The following is a 19,166-nucleotide window of genomic DNA, read 5'->3' as shown; positions in this document are numbered from 1 at the left end:
GGGAACGCTACCAGAACATAAGGAGATTATGAAATGAAGAAGATAATGGTACTGTGCTCAGGGGTTGTCTTAACAGCTGGGATCTTAATGGGTTGTATGCCAAGTAAGGCAGAGGAGAGTCAAAATATGAAAAAACAATACGTAGGTAAATACACCATGCCGGATGAAAAAAGCAAACATGAAGGTACGTGGTTAGTATGGCCGCATAACTTTACCTATGGGAAAGGTTATCAAGAAGAGGTTGAGTCCATTTGGATCGAGATGACAGCTGCCTTAAGTGAAGGGGAAAATGTCCATATTGTCGCTTATGATAAATACGAAAAGGACTATATTTATGATCTTCTGTACGATGAAGGTATCCATATGGATAAAATCGACTTCTATATTGCTCCTACGGACGATGTATGGTCAAGAGACACTGCACCGATCTTTGTATACGACAAGGATAAGAACTTGAAAATGATGGACTGGGGATTTAATGGATGGGGAAAGAAAACACCGTATAATAAAGATGCATTACTTTCAAGCAAGCTAAGCAAGCAATCAGGAATCGAACGAATTGATTTGAATGCGCTTGTACTTGAAGGTGGAGCGTTTGAACTGGACGGGAATGGTACTTTTTTATCGACACGCAGTGCTGTCACGAATAAAAATAGAAATCCCAAATTTTCAGAAGCAGATGTTGAGAAGTATATGAAAGAAAATCTTGGGGCGACGAATTTTATTTGGCTAGATGGTGTACCAGGCTTGGATATTACAGATTTTCATATTGACGGCTTTGCCAAATTTTATGATCAATCAACAATTATTACGATGAAGGAAGAGGATCTAGAGGAATGGGGTGTCCCGAATAAGGATATCCAAACTTTGCTGAAGGCGAAGAATGCCTTGGGCAAGCCGTATAAGTACGTGAATTTACCAATCAGTAAGCACAATGTCATTTTAGAGAATGGAAAGGACTTGGGATACAAAGGCTCCTATGTGAATTTCTATATTGGGAATACCGTTGTCCTAGTGCCGAATTATCATGATCCGAATGACAAAATCGCAAACGAGATCATCCAAAAGCTATACCCTGATCGTAAAGTGATTGGCATTGATGTCAGAGAGCTTTATAAACATGGTGGGATGATTCATTGTGTGACACAACAACAGCCAGTTGAAATGCAGTAAAACAAAAATCCGGTGATTCCTTGAAGGAGGAAAAACCGGATTTTTTGGTATGAAAAAAGCTACTTATACAGATGAGGATTGGTGATGTTCCGTTGCTTTTCGTTTTTCAATCAGGAAGCCTGCGAAGCTCATGGCAGCGAGGAATAGTCCACTGACGAGGAAAAGCTGCTCGACGGGCCATTTGCCCATCCACAGTGCACCGAGGCTGCTGGACAACGTCGAAAAGAAGGTGAGCACAAGCAAATTGATTGCGAATATCTTGCCTGTACTGTTGCTGGATGCTTTCATTTGAATCGCCGTCACGGTAGGAATGCCGATGAGCGGTCCCCCTATTCCTGAGACGGCAGCTCCGAGGAAAGCAGTCCAGGAAGCACTCCCTCCCATCATAAGTAAAAAGGACCCGCATGCCTGAAAAGACCATCCGATTAAAATGAGAAACAAATAGCGAGTAGAATTCGTCCCGGTCATGTACAGACTCCCCAGCAAATTTCCGATTCCATAAAAACCAAACAGGATGGCTAATATACTTCCGTTGCCTTGTTGCATGCGTTCGGCTAAAAAGGGGTAGCCCACCGTATACGTGACCTGCCAAATGAGAAAGCCCATGTTGCCAAAGAGTAGAACCAACAGCAATGTTCGATTTCGTTTCAATTCTTGTACCCCTGAGGTAATATCTCGGATGTACTGGCGAGGTGTCATTTTGACAGGGAAATGATCAGTCATAGAGAGGCGAAGTGCTTGAAGAAAGAATACCGAGATGAGATAGCTGCCTGCGTTGATAAAAAACAAGGTGGAAAGTGGCAAGAAAGAGGCGACAAGCCCGATTGTCATTGGCGCAATAATTCGAACTGTTCGCATGGTTGTATCCAGAATGGCGTTTGCCTGTCCTAGCTGATCCACGGGAACTGCTGATTTGATCGCCACAGTCCGGGCTGGTTGGAACAGACTGGAGAACAATCCTAACCCAAATTGGGCTATAAGAAAATACGAAAACTGCTCGATTCCCATCACTGTAAGGAAGCCAACGACGATCACCACGGCAATTCGTGAGAGGACAGCTACAACCATAAGCAGGCGTGGACTGTATCGGTCCGCAAGTACGCCACTAATGAGGAAAAACAGCAGGCCAGCAACCATCTCCGGAATGGCGAGGAGACTGAGCACCGTCCCTGATTTCGTTGCTTGAAGCAAATACCAGAGCAAGGCAAAGCTGTAGCACTGATCTCCAATGTTGGCCATCAATTGTGCTAGCCATAGCTTGAGAAACGACCCATTTTTCCATAAAGATGAAGGAGAATCCATCTAACCCTCTCCGTCCTGCTGACTGCGATAGAATGAATTTGACCATAGCGTAGCAAGGCGAAGAGGGAAAGTAAAGGACTCAAGCTTGTGAGGTTACAGTTAATTTACCTGTCCTCCAAACAAAGAGAAAATAGGCGATAAGAAAAGTGAAGGTGGCGAAGGTGCTGATCCCCACAAAACCAAAATTAGAATACAAGCTGCCTGCGAAAGAAGAGGCAATGAAAGTCCCTATGTACATGCAAGCGTTGGTCAAGCTCGATATGGTACCGCGCGAGGTGACGGACAATGATTGCAAGTACCCCATCAGGACAGGCACCAGTACACCGCCGAAGCAGTAAATGAAGAAGAGGACAACCTGCAAAAAGCCGACTCCTGGTATGTAAGGCAAAACAAGATAGAGCAGGGCGCTGCCCAAAAAACCAACGGTCAAAATCGTACTTCTTTTCCAACGCTCGAGTAACCAACCGCTGAGTAAGCTGCCAGCGGTGTTGCCAAGCCCAATAACTAAAGTGATCAAGCCAATTTCGGTAACGGATTGCTGATATTGATCGGAAAGCCATACGCCATAGAAGGAAAAGACTGCATAGACACCCGTCATGAAAACGAAATAACCGATAAAGCTGCGTGAAGCTTGAGGTAGTCGCAACAGATCCATGTAACGTGCAAAAATAGCTACTCGGGCATTATTTGTGCCAAGCTTGGTTATGGAGGTAGGAGGTAATAAATCAGGAAGTTTTCGGATGATGAGTACAAAAGCCCCGAGAGAAGCAATTCCTACCGCCAAAAAAGGAAATGACCAATGATAAGCTGACAAAAAACTGCCTATAGGTACACCGATGACTTGGGAAACTGAAAGACCTGCCATGACAATCCCCATCGCTTTTCCAATACGAGCTGGGGGAAACAAAACAGGAATGGCAGCCCACACTTGAGGACCGATAAAGGCAGAGAAGATCCCGGCAAGAAAGCGAAAGAAAAGCATCGTGGTGAAACCAGGCGCAAAGGCGCATGCAAGTGTGGAAAGTGCAAATCCGAGTATACCGACTGCCATCACATGTTTCCTATTTCGATGATCAGATAGCGGACCGGCGACTAAAGCAGCCAAAGCAAATCCGAGAGCATATGTTCCAATCAGCCAGGCTGCCTGGTTAGTGGATACGTGATATAACTCGCGCAAGGTTGGAAGTAGTGGGCTAATGATAAAGGTATTTGTACCGATCAAAAACATGGTGAAGAAAAAGATCATCAAAAATAGGCGCTCCATAAAAACTCTCCTCTTTGTTTTATGATTCTATAGTTAAATAACTTTTGAACTAATGAGCAAAAAAAGGATACCAATCATAAGGTATCTAAAAAGCCAGGCAGTATTTCATCAAATGTCTCTTTATAGATGCGCATGTACCGTGTTTGCCCCTCCTTCCTGACTTTGATCAATCCCGCCTCTCGAAGTGTCTTGAAATGATAGGAGGCATTGGACTTGGAAGTGTCGCAGGTAAAGCCCACTTCTGTACAACTTAGCTCGTTGCTGGAATGATATAAGGCCTTTAAAATGGATAGCCTTGTCTCATCTGCTAACGCTTTAAAAATCTTGATTCGTTTTTCGGTGAGTTCAAGTTGTTCAATATTCATAAAACTATCTTACTAAGGAAATGCTATCCAGGCAACCATTTCATTCCTTTTATTTTTGATTCTTCCTATTTTCGTTGTTGTGTTGATGCTGATAGGAAGATCCTTGGTTGTCTTCGGTATGTGTATCATCTGCAACTGTGCTGCTGGTTAGTCCTGCTACGGCTAATCCTTTTTGATTCAAGTTTTTGGCGCTTTTGAATTTGGACATATGACTACCCCCTATTTACTAATGGATGCTTACTTAAGATGTCTTGTTTTACGGGGCAGTAGTCATCCTCATTTTCCTAGAGGGCAGTTGAGGTATACTAAATAAAAAGGGTGCGTCAGGGAGGATGGGAGCGGATGGCAGGGTGTGTCATGATCGTGGAGGGGAAGACAGACAAAGAACGTTTGCTTCGGGTGCTGGCTGAGCCTGTCACGATTCTTTGTACGTACGGTTCCTACAGCTTGGAAAAAGGGGAGAAGCTGCTCGCCCAAACGGAAGCAGCAGATGCAGATGAAATATACCTATTTACTGATGAAGACGACAGCGGGAAAAAATTGCGAACGCATTTAAGTGAAGATTTTCCTGATGCGATCCATCTGCATACGCCCAAAATGTACAGAGAGGTTGCCGACACGCCTCTTTCGGTACTGGCAGAAATTTTGGAGCGAGCAGGCTTTGCGGTTCTTGTGCCTCATCCTGATCTTGGAGAGCAGTAAGGGGATAAAACACCGTTTCATCGGCTATAACAGTAGTAAATGGAATGGTGGAGGTGGAGGCAATTGCGTAGTTTGATGACGTTTTTTAACCGAATGAACATTATGGTGTGGCTGGTAGGTATCTTTGTTGCTCATGCGGCACTCTATCTGGTGCTGGGGACGGCGACATGGCTGGCTACCTCGCTTTTGGCAACAGCGTTCTACGGCATTATTTTATTGGTAGGCAAATTAATTGCCAGCCGTTATCCAGACAAGGAAGAAAGCAGATGAAAGCCGGCGTGCAAGTAGCCGGCTTTTTTCACACTACCAGTCCAAGAGCTGCATGAGTAAAATTAACCCACCTAATACCCAGACGTAGATAGCGAAGCCCTTCATCGAGCCTGTACTGATGATGGTAAGCATCCAGCGAATGGCTACGAATCCAGCTAGTCCGGCAAACATGGTGCCCACGAGCATCGGGATCAATAAAGCTGTTTCAAGCGGTGTTTCTACGAGCTTGGCTGTTTGCAAGACACAAGCACCCAGAATCGCGGGCAAGGAGATTAAAAACGAAAAGCGCGCAGCGTCAGCACGGTCGATTCCGCGCAGGAGAGCACCGGCAATCGTCAGTCCTGAGCGGGAAATTGCAGGCAGGATCGCTGCACCTTGCAGTGTCCCGATGATGAGGGCGTCCATGTAGTTGATTTCCTCGAATCTCCGATTTCCACGGCGCATGGACTCCACAGCCCAGAGGATCGCGCCTGTCGCAAGAAATTCCCACCCGATCGTAATGCCTGTTTGGGAGATTTCTTCAAAATAATCTTCAAAGGCAAGTCCGATCACTGCGGTAGGGATCGTGCCTACGACCAATAGCTTTGTCAGCTTGCACATCGGATTCATGATGATAAAACGAACCTGTGGCCAAAAGACGATAACGACAGCGATCAGCGTACCGAAATGAAGCATCGTGTCAAATAAAAGGCCTACCTCCTGCATGCCAAACATTTTGCGAAACAGGACGAGATGACCCGTGCTTGATATCGGTAAGAATTCAGTCAAGCCTTGTACAATGCCGAGAAAAATATGTTCAAGCAACAACAGCATAGGCAAGAGTCACTCCAGTCTTGGAAAAGTAGGGCCAAGCCAGTCTTACTGTCATATGTATGTCCGTGAATGGAAGACTTGCCTATTTCGTTGGGCATCGTTATTTTGTTAGAAAAAAGTTGTGGTATTTTCTTGCTGGGGATGGGTATAGTTAGTGTGCACAATGGTAGAGAGCGAGGAAAAAATACATATGTACAAAAGACAAATGCGTGAGAAGCGTGAGCCCCAAATCATCCAGAACGGCAATTTGGCGGCAGGGATGACGCTTACCATGACGGTAGCGCGAAAAACGGAAATCGGCTATTTTTTGAGCGATGGCAAAGACGAAGTGTTTCTCCATGTCAATGAAGCACACGAGCGTTTACATAACGATGATGAGGTCGAAGTGTTTTTGTACCATGATCACGAGAACCGACTGGCTGCGACCATGGACATGCCTCATGTCGGTATGGGGGAATACGGCTGGCTGGAAGTCGTGGACATTTCCCCGCGCATGGGTGTATTCCTGGACAACGGGATTAACAAGGATCTGCTCTTGTTCATCGATGACCTGCCAAAGCATAGCGATGAATGGCCGCGTCCCAAGGATCAAATGCTGGTAGCGCTAAAGCAAGACAAGCTCGGCAGACTTTTGGCAAAGCCGGTCACTGAAAACGAAATCGTCAAGATCGCAGCAATGGCAGATCAGAGTATGAAAAACAAGGCTGTCGAGGGTACGGTCTACAAAGTGATTCAAGCAGGTGCATTCCTGTTGACGGAGGACGAGCATATCCTTTTCATTCATCGGGATGAAATGGTAGGGCGTCTGCGCCTCGGACAAACTATTCGCTGCCGTATTAGCTTTGTACGTGAGGATGGCCGTCTGAACGGTTCCATGAAAGAGCGCAAAGAAGTACAGTATGGTGAAGATGCGGACAAGCTGCTGCGCTATATGATCAATCGTGACGAGGCCATGCCTTATACCGATTCGACAGAAGCAGAAGTCATCCGAGAAAAATTCCAAATGAGCAAGTCCAGCTTCAAGCGGGCACTTGGCAAACTGATGAAGGAACGCCGTGTGGAGCAGGTAAACGGCTGGACCAAAATCATTCGAACCGACAAAGACGAATAAACAGTGAAAGCCCTCCTTTGCATGAACGAACCAAAGGAGGGCTTTTTGTTAAGTTTCATAGTGTCGTTTGCACAGATTGTTTTTGTTTGCGGGCTTTGTAATATGACAAGGAATAGACGAGCCCCAACAAAATAAAACCGGCGATATCCGTTTCGATTCCAGGGATGACCTCGAGCACGCCATCGGCATTGTAAGGGGAGGTCTATAAAAAACCACAAAAATATATAGAAAAATATAGTAAACTAAGAAATAAACGTTAACGATTCTTTGAACAATTTCATATGAGAAAGTGCGGGCAACATTTTATGAGAGAGAACATTTCGATCCTGCTGCTTATGCTCATTGCTGTCCCCATTGCCGGAGAACTCAAATTTCACCCGTTTCAGGATGATTTTCGCATTAGCTTTGGTACAACGGCTTTTTTCTTTTTTTTATTGTGGATGCGTCCTTCTTTCTTGGCAGGGATAGTAACTGGGTTAATTGTTGTTCTATTTCGAATAGTCTTAGATTTTATGTATGGGGATGTCTTTGTGTTGCTGTCTTCTCTTCAGATGCACTTCCCCGCATTTTGCTATTATGCTGCCTTTGCTTGTCTATTCTCACTCTTTCGCGTTAATACGCTACATCATCGACCGCTTTGGGTGGGACTGTTGGGGACAGTCGCAGAAATAGCAGCTAATATGGTAGAGCTGTCCTTCCGTGCTGTGTCCTGGGAGGGAGTCTTTCAGTTGGAGGTCGTAGGGCCGATTGCCGTCATTGCATTGATACGCAGTTTTTTTGTCCTTAGTTTTTTCAATATGATTCAGCTACGTCAGGCGAAATGGATGGAAAAGCAACAGCGCAATCGAAACGAGCAGATGTTGATGCTCATTTCCAATTTGTACGAGGAATCTGTTCATCTAAAAAAGACATTGCATCAGGTAGAGGAAATTACGCGCAACTGCTATGAGCTGTATCGTGAGATGAACGAGATGGAACAAAAGAATGGGACGAGTAAGCGATACGCGAAGCGGCTGCTGTCCCTTGCCGGACAAGTACATGAAGTGAAAAAGGACAATCAACGCATATATGCAGGTCTCTCCAAGCTGATTTCTGACGAGAATGAACGAGACTACATGCCACTGGGGGAATTGATTACCATCATAGTTCAAGCGCAACGAAAGTACGCGAGACTGTTGGAGAAGGACATTCAGTTTGAAACGAATGTGGAGGTGCCCTATCTCGCTTGCCACATTTACACGACACTCTCACTCATCAACAATCTGGTCGGCAACAGTGTTGAAGCCATCCGCGACCGGGGGATAGTCTCGATCGTTGCCTCGATTGACGAGAGTCAGGAGTGGATTCATTTTGATGTGATCGATGATGGGCCAGGTATTGTGGTGGAGGACAAGGAGCTCTTGTTCATGCCTGGGTTCACGACCAAATACGACGTATCAGGCAGGCCTTCCACGGGGATTGGGCTATCATACGTAAAGGAAGTGACAGACAGTCTCCAAGGAATAATTGATTTATCCGATGACTCAAGCGGACAAACGACACAATTTTGCATTCGCCTGCCAATCACAACTCTGATTCAGAAAGGGTGACGCCTAACGCGTTACTTTCGATTTTACATAGGTGCGAAAACGCATGCTGGAGCTGGAGAATCGATGGAAATGACGATCTCCTCTACGCGTATCAATACCAAAAAGTTTATTTTTGTACTCTATATGGAGTCAAAAAGGCGAATTGGTGTATTTCAGGGCTGACTTTTGGAGTGGGCATCCAAATGTGATAAGATATTTCTATTGGTCATGAGCGAGGGCTTCGATATAAGCTGGTAAAAGCTTGGGAATGCCTCCGTTTTACATTTGTTTTGGGAGGGAAGTAAGTGAGCGAACTACGTAATCCATGGCAGCTACTTTACCGAGTTTATCGTCATGTGCAACCTGTTCTGGAGCGAGAGTTTGCGGCCTGGTACAAAAGGGCAGAGGCGATTCCCAATCCCGAGCTGAGAAAACAGGCACAAGACAGCATGAACTCCAAAAAGTTTCACTGCCAAGGGGGATGTGTGTATGCAGCACAGGTCATCCCACATGTAGAGACGATTGTTCCGCTGATTGTCGCCTACCAAACAATCAGTGACTACTTGGATAATCTGTGTGATCGCAGCACGTCACTAGATCCGCAAGACTTCCGTCAGCTTCACGTGTCGATGCAGGATGCACTGACACCAGGTGCACCCTTGCGAGACTATTATATGTACCGCGAGGATAAGGACGACGGCGGCTTTTTGGCTGGGCTGGTTCAGACCTGTCAAAAGCATGTCGCACAATTGCCAGCCTATGAAAAAATCCAGGCAAAGATACTCGAGTTTTCTTGTTTGTATAGCGATTTGCAAGTATATAAGCACATTGCTCCCCATTTGCGCGAGGATCACTTGTTGACGTGGTGGGATCAGTATAAGGAACGCTATCACGATTTGCACTGGCAAGAATTTGCGGCTGTCACAGGCTCGACGATCGGGATATTCGCTCTTTTTTGTTTGGCGACTGATCCAGATGTAGGGGAAGAGCAAATTCAAACGGTAAGTGAAGCTTACTTTCCGTGGCTGTGCGGGTTACATATTTTATTGGACTATTTAATTGACCTGGAAGAAGATAAAATGGGTGGAGATTTAAACTTCGTGAGCTACTACGATTCGGAACGAATAGCGATTGAACGCTTGAAGCTTTTCATAAAACAAGCAAAGGCAAGCGTTAAACGCTTGCCAAATCCTGCATTTCACCGTATGATCGTGGACGGGCTAGTCGCGTTTTATCTCGCGGATCGCAAGGTAAATCGGAGCCAGCCACACATTTATACTATCGCTAGACAACTACTGAAGCAGGCGAAGGGCTTGCCCTCTGTCCTGTTTTATGTGAACAGTTTGCTTGTACGGCGATAACGGAGAAGAGGTTAGCGCATATGCTTGCGCTTGTACGAAAAGCCAAATCCCATCAACGAGAAGGCAACAACGATACAGCCAAGGATGCCGAGGGGGCTTTTTTCCCCAATGGCAATGCCAACTCCGATGAGACAGGCGGTTACCAAAAATGCCAAAGCCAGTGTTACCAATTGATAACGATTCATCGGTCTGTAACCTCCTATCTGTCAATGTTCCCATTATACCTTATTTTCCGCGAAAAGCATCCAGGTAAAGATTTCGGAAATCCCGGTAATATAATTGTGCGAAGTGGTGGAGAACGCAGATGGAAAGCATAATACAAATTAGAAAAGGGAATCGAGTGATAGAAGGTCTTGTTACCTATGAAGAAGGGGACTTGATCGAAGCCGTATTTCCCAGCCCATTGGATGTCACAGTAGGGGATCAGATCCCTTGTCTATTGACGGCTGACTATGAAACGATCAATACGTTTGAAGCCGTAGTCGTGGCTAAAGACAAAAATCGAGTGTTTTTGTTCCACTCTCCAACAGCTACTGAGTTTCGGGAGCAGCGCAGACGCTATCCCCGTTTTGACATGGAGGTTAAGGGCTGGATCCAGTATCCGACGCAGGAGCCAGACTCCTTTTTTTCCGTCTATAGTCAAATGGTGTACTTGGTGAATTTGAGCTTGGGGGGCTTGGCATTCCGCTCAGACAAACAGATTCCTGCGGATCAGCAAATCGTCTTTTCCTTTGAATTGTATGGTCGCAATCGCCCGGATGGGGTAGTAAAAACGGACCTGGTTATCATTCATGAACGAATAGAGGGTCCGAACTATTTTTACGGCTGTACGATCAAAGGAATCAATGCACGTCATTTTCACAATCTGCGAAAGTACATTTTGCATCGACAAATCGAGGAACGAAGACAAGTGAAAATCGAGTAGGTCTTTTCGTTAATTGGTTCAATGGGGACCAATTTTTTTTTTTGCCATTTTTGGTGAATAGGGAAGGGCTGTGGTGGAGGGAAGAAGCGGATTTCCAGTCTACGCTTCGGCCTACGCCCTGCAGGGAGGCGGGGACTGTTCGCTACGGAATGAATGTCGGGAGCGCTTCAAAAGTAGAGGTTCGAGGATGAATTTTCAGAGGTTGAAGCTGAAAACCCCCGACATTCATTCCTTCGCTGGGTAGGGCTCCAGAGGCGCTTGGACTGGAAATCCGCTTCTTCCTACGCGGCTTCAGTCAACATTTGAAAGGCATCAAAAGAAGAAAGATAAAGAAAAACGGAAAGGCCTCTCTGGTAAATCAAATCGGTCCGACTCATTATCCCTATGTTATGACAGGCCGGTCATTTCTGGTGAACAGCAAAAAGAGGGGATGAAAACCCCCTCCTGCAAAGCGGTAATACGACATTGGCACCTAGATGCTACTCAACAGAGAAGGGGACGATAAAATTATCCGGCTCGTTCCGATCCAGCTGTAGCTGTCGAGACAGTCACGTCTTTTGTTCGTTTCCCCCAAATCCAGCGCTGTAAGAGGACAGCGCCTCCGCCAATCGTAGCGATTAACATTCCGACCCATAAAAAAGCGGTGTTTGGACCCCAGATGGTCATAATGACGCCACCGAGCAACGGAGCAATAATGAAAGTGGCGCTCGTCAATGAATCGATAATTCCCCTCACGCGGCCTAGTGCTTGCGGGGGACTTTCTTTTTGTACCAGATAATTGGCGCCGATCGAAGTCAAACCTGTTCCGACTCCAGCCAATATAGCAGGAATCAGCAACCAATACATGCCATTACCTGGCTGAAAAAAACCAATCCACGAAAAACTAATTCCGATGAGCAAAACGCCACCGCCCAGCACCCAGCCATAGGAACGAATCTCTTTTAAGCGATGGAGACAGGTGACGGTGACAAGTGCGCCTAATCCAATGACACTGACCGTAAACCCGAGCATTTCCGGATGGTCGGGCAGCTTCTCGCGGAAGATCACGGGAAACTGTGTATCCGCCAACTGAATCGCCAAGGAGGTAATGGTTGCGAAGATCGTGCTGAACAACAGGACACGGTTTTGCAAAAAGATGCGCCAGCCTTCTTGCCATGCTTGACGATAAGGGAGAGGCTGCTCTTCTACGGATGTACGAGACAACGTATTCTCCACTTTACGAATCGTGAACAGAAATCCAGTAGAGAGAAGGAATGTCGAAGCATTAACCATCAGACAAATGGCGGGGGCAAAAACCGCCGCTACCAATCCTCCGGCAAGTGGACCAATCAATTTCCCCATCTGGTATACGGCTCCATTCAAAGCAGAGGCTTGTAACAATTGCTTCTCAGGTACGATCTGACGCGTCAAGGTCTGTTGCGCCGGATCATTGAAAACAGAGGCACCCGAACGCAGGGCAACGACCACCAGGAACCAGAGCGGAGTGGGCATGGCAAGCAGGAGCAGAGTGAGAGTAGCCTGAATGATATTCATGGCCATGATCATACGTACCTTGTTCACCCGATCTGCAAGCACCCCGGCAAACTGACCGAGCAAAATGCTTGGAGCTGCATAAGCAACGGGCAGGAGGGCCATCGTCATCGGATCAACTTTCCACACAAACCCCAATAGGATGGATACCGCAATAAAATCAAACCAATCGCCCAGCGTAGACAGTCCGTAAGAGATGAACAGCGTGCGAAACGTTCTATTTTCCTTTAACAAAAAAATCCCTCCATCGATCTGTTAACTCGATGATAAAAGGGATTTGTCAGAGGAATATCAGATAGTGGATGAGATGATGGCACGAATCTTTTTTTGCAAGTAGTCGAACTTGTACTCTTCGGATAATTCTGTCCAGATTTTCTGGTATTTGCGCTCCCATTCTGCATCGTAGCCGAAGTCTTTCAAGAACAACAAGATCATTTGTGTGCCATAAATGAGGTGGGGGACGAACTTGGTGCTTCGTAAGACCTCCAGACCTTCATCGACCAAGCGTCGCGCCTTGGCAAGCTCCTGTCGATGGTACAGACAAAGACCGCGCGTAATAGTAAAGCTGCCGAGTTCACGCTGCATAGGGAGTTCTTGCAAGATATCCTCAGAGCGTTGAATGACTTTCTCAGCCTCGTCAACCTCACCGATGAGCAGATACAAGAGGGCTTCTTGCGCTTGAAAAAAGAGTTGAAAGCCGGGTGAATTGACTCGCTCAACAACCTCTCTGGCTGGAAGCAACTGTTTTTTTGCTCGCTCCCATTCTTTGGCTTGGGCGTAGACACTGATTGCGGTGATCTGCATCTCATCCTGATAATTTTCAGGCATATTTTTCGCGTTTTTCAGAGCCCATTGTAAAATTTCTAATGTTTTTTGCGAGTCAATTTCTGTCATAAGGTATAAATGGAACAAATAAAACAGCTTGTCCGATATGGGGGTAGTTTTATCCTCGACAAACCAGCCGAAGGCACCGCCAACAAACCGCAAATAGGTAGCATAAAAAGAGTCCATCTGGAAGCCAAGCACTTGCTGATTCGCATAGAGTGTCTGCAAAGCGGCCCCCATACCCATGCCGTGGTAGGTGGTTAGCATCCTCTGGATGTTCTCTGAGAAATCACTGGTTAAAACGGATGGACTAGGCGATGGCTGCTCTTTTAGTGTAAGCCGATAGCCTACTCCTCGGACCGTATCAATCGTGAACAGATGCGACCACTTTTGTAGTTTTTTCCGCAAGCGGTAAATGTGATCGTCGACAGTACGGTCAGTAGGCTCTTCCAGCGGCCAGACGCGATCTAGCAAATCACTCCGTGAAAAGGCACGGTTTTTCCACGTATACAGAAATTGAAACAAGGCGTATTCCTTCGGCAAAAGGACAATCGTTTCCCCGGCATAATGGATTTGATACGTATCATCCGACCATGTGATCAATCCCATTTGAAAGACTCCTCGTTTATATTGAACTTCTTCATTTTATTGTAAAGGGTGCCGCGAGATACGCCGAGCAGCTCGGCTGCTGCTTTTTTGTTGCCGTATGTGCGCTCCAACGCTGCCAGAATGCGCTCTTTTTCGTTCGCAGGTGGAGAAGGGTACGCAATCGACGGACGGATGATGGACGGCGGTGTCGTAGTCGGCGGTGCATACGTTCCCCCCATCGGCGTGTGCAGAGAGACATGTGAGGGTTCTGTGTGACTGCGAATGACAGATGGCAGATGCTCAGACAAAATGACGCCGTTTTCTTGCAGGATCGACAGACGTTCAATGACGTTGCGAAGCTGTCGGATGTTGCCCGGCCAAGTGTATTCGAACAACGCTTGCATGACTTCGGGAGAGATGCGTGGTACGGATTGGTCATGGGCCACGGAATACTCATGAATGAAAATTTGCACGAGCTCTGGCAAATCCTCACGTCGTTCGCGCAGTGGCGGGATTTCCAGAGAAAAAACGTTCAGCCGATAATACAGGTCCTCGCGAAAACGACCGTCTGCAACCATTTGCTCCAGTTGTCTGTTTGTCGCCGCTACGATCCGTGTATTGACGGTGATTGGTTCTGTTCCGCCTACACGGTAAAACTGTCGTTCCTGTAAGGCGCGAAGTAGCTTGACCTGTAGTTCTAGTGGCAGTTCTCCTATTTCATCGAGGAAAAGCGTCCCGCCATGTGCCAGCTCCAGCTTGCCAGGCTTGCCTTTTTTCTCGGCTCCGGTAAAAGCGCCGCCTTGATAACCAAACAGCTCACTTTCGAACAGTGCAGCAGGAATGGCACCGCAGTTGATCGCAATAAAAGGCTTCTCATGTCGGCGACTTGCCTGATGAATGGCTTGGGCAAACAGCTCTTTCCCAACGCCGCTTTCTCCATAAATCAGCACAGTCGCATCCGTCTGCGCCACTTTTTTAGCGGAACCAATAGCGGATTGAATCGAGGCGGAATGACCTTTGATTGCGTAAAAAGGATCGTCTGCTGCCTGAAACCGACTCATCTCTTGCTGCAAATTATGGAGATGCGCCGTCGTATGTGCTAATTCTTCATTAAGACGAACCAGCTCGGTAATATCCTGTTCGATGGAAATCGCACCGATAATCTCACCCTCACGGCGAATCGGTGCCGCATTAATGAGTACATGACTATCAGGCCGAGGAATGTGATACACACGTTGAACAGATGTCCCTTGGCGCAGCGCATCGAGCAGGCGAATCGATTCACTCGCGAAGTGCTCATCGAGCGAGGTTCCGACGACCCTGGCGTGATCGATTTCATAAATTGTTTCTGCTGCCCGATTCCAGTGTTGGACGACATTGCGGGAGTCCACGATTGTGACAGCCTCACTCATCGTATCCATCAAGGTACGGAGCAGGGCAGACTGGTTTTGGGTCAACACGACAAAGGCAGTCATGAGCTGGTAGGGCTCGACCATTCCCGTCGGAGTCCCTTGTTCATCCACGATGACGAGTGTCGGCAGATCAGAAACGCCCAGGCCAGCGAGAATGTGGCAGATAGATTGTTCGAGCGTAGTTGTAGAAGCGACGACGACTACTCTGCCCTTTCGTTCTTTATCCACCCATTCACCCACAGTTTCTCCTGTGCGTATTTTGACAATATCAGGTGGAATCGGAATCGCAAAGGAAGAGAGCGTACTGTCCAACGAAAATAACGGTTTCAAATTGTCACCTCTTATCCAAACTAACAGGAAAAAGGATCGTCCCTGTTGTACATCTAATCAAAAGTGTACAAGAATAGACACGCAATGTACATATGTGTTAAATGTGTCGGATGGACATCACGATAGCGCTTACGTGAAATAGTTGGCACGATTCATGCTTGTAGAAGTGGACAGAGTACGTTGAGGAGGAGACAGTCAACGATGGAACAAGCGATGAAGGATTTCTTTCTATTTTTATCCAAAAACAAAACCTTAAATTCTGCCGCAAAAAAGTGGGGTCTGCGCTTTGGAGCGAGCCGCTTTGTATCTGGTCAAACAATCGCGGAGGCAATCAACGCCGTACGCAAGCTGAACCAGCAAGGTCTCGTGTGCACACTGGATCATCTGGGCGAATTCGTGTTCAGCGTAGAAGAAGCAAACGAGTCTGCTGACTATTGCATTAAAACACTGGAAGCGATCCATCAATCCGGTGTCGATTGCAATCTTTCGTTGAAAATGACTTCCCTCGGTCTGGACATCAGCCGTGAGCTCTGCATGGACAACATGAGACGCATTTTGGATTCGGCTAAGAATAACGGAAACATTTTCGTTCGTATCGACATGGAGGACTACGCACACAATCAGGTGACCATGGAGATTTTGAACGAATTACTGCAAGAGTACGACAACGTCGGAACCGTTATTCAGGCGTATCTCTACAAAGCATCGGACGATATCGACAGCTTGAAGGACAAAAAAGTGAACTTCCGTCTCGTAAAAGGAGCATACAAGGAGTCTCCTGAAGTCGCTTACCCGAACAAGCCAGATGTAGATGAGAACTACAAAAAAATCATTAAGCAGCATCTGTTGAACGGCGGGTACGCTGCTGTGGCAACTCATGATGACAACATCATTGATTTTGTGAAAAAGCTGGAAAAGGAACACAGCATCCCGCGTACACAGTTTGAATTCCAAATGTTGTATGGTATTCGTACGCAGTCCCAAATTGATTTGGCTCGCGAAGGCTATAAAATGCGTGTTTATGTACCGTATGGAAACGACTGGTACGGATATTTCATGCGCCGTTTGGCAGAAAGTCCAGCAAACGTAAAATTTGTTCTCAAAGGGATGTTTACGAAATAAGTTTGGCGAAGTATACTTGACACCTTCGGAGGATTCTCCGGAGGTTTTTATTTTATCTGGAAAGGTGAGAGTCTCGTGAATTATCGGATTATTCCGCTTACTCCTCCGTATTCTTTTGACCGGCTGCTTCGGCGTCTTGAGACACATCCAGATACGCAGATACGAGTGAATAAAGAAAAAAATAGCCTAGAGCGCGTCTTTCGTATCGGCTTACGGCCTGTTCTGGTCCATATGAAATTTATGGGCAGCTTGGAAGAACCTGCATTACACTACGAGACACAGGCGATTTTGTCCGCGACAGACCAGCAGCTGCTAGAAAAAATGATCCGCCGTACATTTTGTGCCGATTTGGATCTATCCGTTATTTACGAGCAGATGAGGGAGGAGAGTGAGCTCGCCATTCTGACCGAGCGGTTTCGCGGTCTTCGTCTTATGCTGGATGCCGATTTGTTTCAATGCATGGTCAAGACGATTATCGGGCAGCAAATCAATCTGACCTTTGCAGCCAATTTGACCGAGAGGCTGGTGACACTGGCAGGTGACCCAGTAGAAAACCAAAACGGCGGGGGCATCATCGCTTTTCCAACGCCTGATGCTGTAGCGAGGTTGACTGTAGAGGATTTGCGTACGCTGCAATTTAGTCAACGAAAAGCGGAGTATATTATCGATTTCGCCCGTGCCATTGTGAATGGAACAGTAGATTTGGAGAGACTATGGACAATGAGTGACGAGGAAATCATTACTTACCTCACTTCGCTGCGAGGAATTGGACGGTGGACAGTAGAGTGCCTGCTCATGTTTGGGATGGGGCATCCAGACTTGTTGCCAGCTGCTGACATCGGTTTGCGAAATGGAATTATTCACCTCTATGGAATGAACTCGAAGCCAAATGAAAACGATATTCGTAAGCTAGGGGAAAAGTGGGCTCCATGGCGCAGTATCTATTGTCTGTACGTATGGGAAGCAGTGGGGGCGATCAAGAGAAAAGAGGTATTTGACCTGTAAAAACTTTCATTTTTAACAAAAGTTCAATAATTTTAAAAAATTAAAGCTTGAATAGTGAGTTAATTTTAAGTTATACTAATGAAAATTTTATTTTATTAAACAATATTGAGAGGATTCATATGAAAGAACTTTCCATGAAAGAAACAATTACAATTGGTTTGATGCTGTTTGCCCTATTCTTTGGAGCAGGGAACATGATTTTTCCGCCAGCGCTAGGACAAGCTGCAGGAGATAATGTTTGGATCGCGATGGCCGGTTTTTTGATTACGGGTGTAGGTCTGCCTTTACTGGGAATTATTGCGGTAGGCTTGGCTGGCGGTAATTTGCAGACAATGGCGTCGAGAGTCCATCCGATGTTTGCAGTCGTGTTCACCTTTATTGTGTATCTGTCGATTGGGCCATTCATGGCGATTCCGCGGACAGGTACAGTAACCTTTGAGATGGGCGTGTTTCCGTATTTGCCTGAATCCATGAAAGGCAGTTGGGTACCGCTTTTTATGACCACGATCGTCTATTTTGCCATCACCTTCTGGTTGAGTCTGAGCCCGAGCAAGCTGGTGGATCGAATCGGTAAAATCTTGACACCTGCTCTTTTGATCATCATTGGTCTGATGTTTGCCAAATCACTCATTTCGCCTTTGGGTGAGGTGGGACAACCGACAGGCGCCTATCAGGATACAGCATTTTTCAAAGGCTTTATCGAAGGCTATCTGACGCTAGATGCGTTGGCCGCGATGGTATTTGGTCTGGTAGTAACAACGGCTGTTCAGGATAGAGGCATCATCGATCGCAAAAAAGTGATGTGGTCCACGATCAAAGCCGGAATCCTCGCCGCTACAGGACTCGGACTCGTATACCTTGCCCTCAGCTATTTGGGAGCCACAAGTGTATCGTTTGCGAAATCGGAAAATGGTGGACAAATTTTGACCGGGGTCGTGCATCAACTGTTCGGTCCGTTAGGCTCGCTTCTGCTGGGAGCTGCTGTTACGCTTGCTTGCCTCACCACTTCGGTTGGGCTCGTCACAGCATGCAGTCAATTTTTCTCGAGTCGTATTCCTGGCATCTCCTACAAAAAAATGGCTGTAATCCTGTGTGTGTTCAGCGCTGCGGTAGCTAACGTAGGCTTGACGCAACTGATTACCTTCTCCGTGCCTGTCTTGATGGCGATTTATCCGCTGGCGATCGTGCTGATGCTGCTGACGTTTTGTGATCGGATGTTCAATGGACATCGTGCCGTATACGTAGGCGCGATCACGGCAACGGCTATTATCAGTCTGTTGGATGGAGCTTCCCAGCTTGGATTGTCTATCGACTCGCTGACGCCAATCTTGGAACAATTGCCACTGTACAAAGTAGGAATTGGTTGGCTGGTGCCAGCCTTTGCAGGCGCACTGTTAGGTTTGCTGTGGGCTAGCCTCACACGTAGTGTTCCGATTGTAAAAGAAACGAAGTAAAGAATGAAGAGCGGGTGGGCTTTCGGTCCACTCGCTTTTTTTTATG

The 19,166-nt window shown here is 46.7% G+C and carries 19 protein-coding genes; 10 read left to right on the top strand and 9 right to left on the bottom strand.

What is annotated here, in order from left to right; all coding sequences use genetic code 11:
- The first annotated feature begins 33 nt into the window (after positions 1-33).
- A complete protein-coding gene (locus E8L90_RS18510; protein WP_137030721.1) occupies positions 34-1,173 on the top strand; it encodes an agmatine deiminase family protein in 1,140 nt (379 codons plus the stop codon).
- Positions 1,174-1,236: 63 nt separating this feature from the next.
- Here the strand turns inward: E8L90_RS18510 and E8L90_RS18505 are convergent, their stop codons facing one another.
- From E8L90_RS18505 to E8L90_RS30335, 4 genes are all read right to left on the bottom strand, one after another.
- Positions 1,237-2,475: an MFS transporter gene (locus tag E8L90_RS18505; protein WP_137030720.1), complete on the bottom strand. Its 1,239-nt coding sequence runs from the start codon at positions 2,473-2,475 to the stop codon at positions 1,237-1,239.
- 79 nt (positions 2,476-2,554) lie between these two features.
- The gene (locus E8L90_RS18500) at positions 2,555-3,739 is read right to left on the bottom strand and encodes an MFS transporter (protein ID WP_137030719.1); all 1,185 of its coding nucleotides are present in this window, start codon (positions 3,737-3,739) and stop codon (positions 2,555-2,557) included.
- Between the two features lie 74 nt (positions 3,740-3,813).
- Complete coding sequence (locus E8L90_RS18495) at positions 3,814-4,104, bottom strand: ArsR/SmtB family transcription factor (RefSeq protein WP_137030718.1); 291 nt, start codon at positions 4,102-4,104, stop codon at positions 3,814-3,816.
- A gap of 49 nt (positions 4,105-4,153) precedes the next feature.
- The gene (locus tag E8L90_RS30335) at positions 4,154-4,312 is read right to left on the bottom strand and encodes a hypothetical protein (RefSeq protein WP_017250025.1); all 159 of its coding nucleotides are present in this window, start codon (positions 4,310-4,312) and stop codon (positions 4,154-4,156) included.
- Positions 4,313-4,446: 134 nt separating this feature from the next.
- On the opposite strand from E8L90_RS30335, the gene E8L90_RS18490 reads away from it, so the two are divergent.
- Together E8L90_RS18490 and E8L90_RS18485 are read left to right on the top strand one after the other, a co-directional pair.
- Positions 4,447-4,806: a toprim domain-containing protein gene (locus E8L90_RS18490; RefSeq protein WP_137030717.1), complete on the top strand. Its 360-nt coding sequence runs from the start codon at positions 4,447-4,449 to the stop codon at positions 4,804-4,806.
- A 63-nt stretch (positions 4,807-4,869) separates the two neighbouring features.
- Positions 4,870-5,076 (top strand): hypothetical protein, encoded by a 207-nt coding sequence (locus E8L90_RS18485; protein ID WP_017250027.1) that lies wholly within the window; start codon positions 4,870-4,872, stop codon positions 5,074-5,076.
- A gap of 33 nt (positions 5,077-5,109) precedes the next feature.
- Here E8L90_RS18485 and E8L90_RS18480 read toward each other — a convergent pair whose 3' ends face one another.
- Positions 5,110-5,889 carry an undecaprenyl-diphosphate phosphatase gene (locus E8L90_RS18480; RefSeq protein ID WP_167497610.1) on the bottom strand — a complete coding sequence of 260 codons (780 nt, stop codon included), beginning with the start codon at positions 5,887-5,889 and terminating at the stop codon, positions 5,110-5,112.
- Positions 5,890-6,079: 190 nt separating this feature from the next.
- Between E8L90_RS18480 and E8L90_RS18475 the strand changes: the two genes are divergently transcribed.
- The 3 genes from E8L90_RS18475 (at position 6,080) to E8L90_RS18460 (ending at position 9,929) form a co-directional block, all read left to right on the top strand.
- Positions 6,080-7,000, top strand: coding sequence for a CvfB family protein (locus E8L90_RS18475; protein WP_137030715.1), 921 nt, complete (start codon positions 6,080-6,082; stop codon positions 6,998-7,000).
- 305 nt (positions 7,001-7,305) lie between these two features.
- Positions 7,306-8,589: a sensor histidine kinase gene (locus tag E8L90_RS18470; protein ID WP_137030714.1), complete on the top strand. Its 1,284-nt coding sequence runs from the start codon at positions 7,306-7,308 to the stop codon at positions 8,587-8,589.
- 284 nt (positions 8,590-8,873) lie between these two features.
- Positions 8,874-9,929 (top strand): tetraprenyl-beta-curcumene synthase family protein, encoded by a 1,056-nt coding sequence (locus E8L90_RS18460; RefSeq protein WP_137030713.1) that lies wholly within the window; start codon positions 8,874-8,876, stop codon positions 9,927-9,929.
- An 11-nt stretch (positions 9,930-9,940) separates the two neighbouring features.
- Here E8L90_RS18460 and E8L90_RS29960 read toward each other — a convergent pair whose 3' ends face one another.
- The gene (locus E8L90_RS29960; protein ID WP_007722723.1) at positions 9,941-10,114 is read right to left on the bottom strand and encodes a YlaF family protein; all 174 of its coding nucleotides are present in this window, start codon (positions 10,112-10,114) and stop codon (positions 9,941-9,943) included.
- Between the two features lie 119 nt (positions 10,115-10,233).
- On the opposite strand from E8L90_RS29960, the gene E8L90_RS18455 reads away from it, so the two are divergent.
- Positions 10,234-10,854 (top strand): PilZ domain-containing protein, encoded by a 621-nt coding sequence (locus tag E8L90_RS18455; protein ID WP_137030712.1) that lies wholly within the window; start codon positions 10,234-10,236, stop codon positions 10,852-10,854.
- A 507-nt stretch (positions 10,855-11,361) separates the two neighbouring features.
- Here the strand turns inward: E8L90_RS18455 and E8L90_RS18445 are convergent.
- The 3 genes from E8L90_RS18445 to E8L90_RS18435 are packed head-to-tail and all read right to left on the bottom strand — an operon-like array spanning position 11,362 to position 15,539.
- Positions 11,362-12,618: an MFS transporter gene (locus tag E8L90_RS18445; protein ID WP_137030711.1), complete on the bottom strand. Its 1,257-nt coding sequence runs from the start codon at positions 12,616-12,618 to the stop codon at positions 11,362-11,364.
- Positions 12,619-12,675: 57 nt separating this feature from the next.
- Entirely contained in the window at positions 12,676-13,818 is a 1,143-nt protein-coding gene (locus tag E8L90_RS18440) for a winged helix-turn-helix domain-containing protein (protein WP_137030710.1), read from the bottom strand.
- Positions 13,809-15,539 carry a sigma-54 interaction domain-containing protein gene (locus E8L90_RS18435; protein ID WP_137030709.1) on the bottom strand — a complete coding sequence of 577 codons (1,731 nt, stop codon included), beginning with the start codon at positions 15,537-15,539 and terminating at the stop codon, positions 13,809-13,811. Before E8L90_RS18435 ends, E8L90_RS18440 begins: the two co-directional genes overlap by 10 nt.
- Positions 15,540-15,740: 201 nt before the next feature.
- On the opposite strand from E8L90_RS18435, the gene E8L90_RS18430 reads away from it, so the two are divergent.
- The 3 genes from E8L90_RS18430 (at position 15,741) to brnQ (ending at position 19,120) form a co-directional block, all read left to right on the top strand.
- On the top strand, positions 15,741-16,661 hold the full coding sequence (locus E8L90_RS18430) for a proline dehydrogenase family protein (RefSeq protein ID WP_137030708.1): 921 nt from the start codon (positions 15,741-15,743) through the stop codon (positions 16,659-16,661).
- 75 nt (positions 16,662-16,736) lie between these two features.
- Entirely contained in the window at positions 16,737-17,666 is a 930-nt protein-coding gene (locus E8L90_RS18425) for a DNA-3-methyladenine glycosylase family protein (protein ID WP_137030707.1), read from the top strand.
- Between the two features lie 119 nt (positions 17,667-17,785).
- Positions 17,786-19,120, top strand: coding sequence for a branched-chain amino acid transport system II carrier protein (gene brnQ / locus E8L90_RS18420; RefSeq protein ID WP_137030706.1), 1,335 nt, complete (start codon positions 17,786-17,788; stop codon positions 19,118-19,120).
- Positions 19,121-19,166 lie beyond the last annotated feature (46 nt).

This window comes from Brevibacillus antibioticus, assembly GCF_005217615.1.
Lineage (GTDB): Bacteria > Bacillota > Bacilli > Brevibacillales > Brevibacillaceae > Brevibacillus > Brevibacillus antibioticus.
Note: the sequence above shows the minus strand (reverse complement) of the source record. Positions and strands in the feature narration are given on the sequence as shown.

Bases quoted from the DNA above. Each gene is read 5' to 3' on its own strand.
- E8L90_RS18510 (WP_137030721.1), top strand. From the start codon at position 34: ATGAAGAAGATAATGGTACTGTGCTCAGGGGTTGTCTTAACAGCTGGG.
- E8L90_RS18505 (WP_137030720.1), bottom strand. From the start codon at position 2,475: ATGGATTCTCCTTCATCTTTATGGAAAAATGGGTCGTTTCTCAAGCTA.
- E8L90_RS18500 (WP_137030719.1), bottom strand. From the start codon at position 3,739: ATGGAGCGCCTATTTTTGATGATCTTTTTCTTCACCATGTTTTTGATC.
- E8L90_RS18495 (WP_137030718.1), bottom strand. From the start codon at position 4,104: ATGAATATTGAACAACTTGAACTCACCGAAAAACGAATCAAGATTTTT.
- E8L90_RS30335 (WP_017250025.1), bottom strand. From the start codon at position 4,312: ATGTCCAAATTCAAAAGCGCCAAAAACTTGAATCAAAAAGGATTAGCC.
- E8L90_RS18490 (WP_137030717.1), top strand. From the start codon at position 4,447: ATGGCAGGGTGTGTCATGATCGTGGAGGGGAAGACAGACAAAGAACGT.
- E8L90_RS18480 (WP_167497610.1), bottom strand. From the start codon at position 5,889: ATGCTGTTGTTGCTTGAACATATTTTTCTCGGCATTGTACAAGGCTTG.
- E8L90_RS18475 (WP_137030715.1), top strand. From the start codon at position 6,080: ATGTACAAAAGACAAATGCGTGAGAAGCGTGAGCCCCAAATCATCCAG.
- E8L90_RS18470 (WP_137030714.1), top strand. From the start codon at position 7,306: ATGAGAGAGAACATTTCGATCCTGCTGCTTATGCTCATTGCTGTCCCC.
- E8L90_RS29960 (WP_007722723.1), bottom strand. From the start codon at position 10,114: ATGAATCGTTATCAATTGGTAACACTGGCTTTGGCATTTTTGGTAACC.
- E8L90_RS18455 (WP_137030712.1), top strand. From the start codon at position 10,234: ATGGAAAGCATAATACAAATTAGAAAAGGGAATCGAGTGATAGAAGGT.
- E8L90_RS18440 (WP_137030710.1), bottom strand. From the start codon at position 13,818: ATGGGATTGATCACATGGTCGGATGATACGTATCAAATCCATTATGCC.
- E8L90_RS18430 (WP_137030708.1), top strand. From the start codon at position 15,741: ATGGAACAAGCGATGAAGGATTTCTTTCTATTTTTATCCAAAAACAAA.
- brnQ (WP_137030706.1), top strand. From the start codon at position 17,786: ATGAAAGAACTTTCCATGAAAGAAACAATTACAATTGGTTTGATGCTG.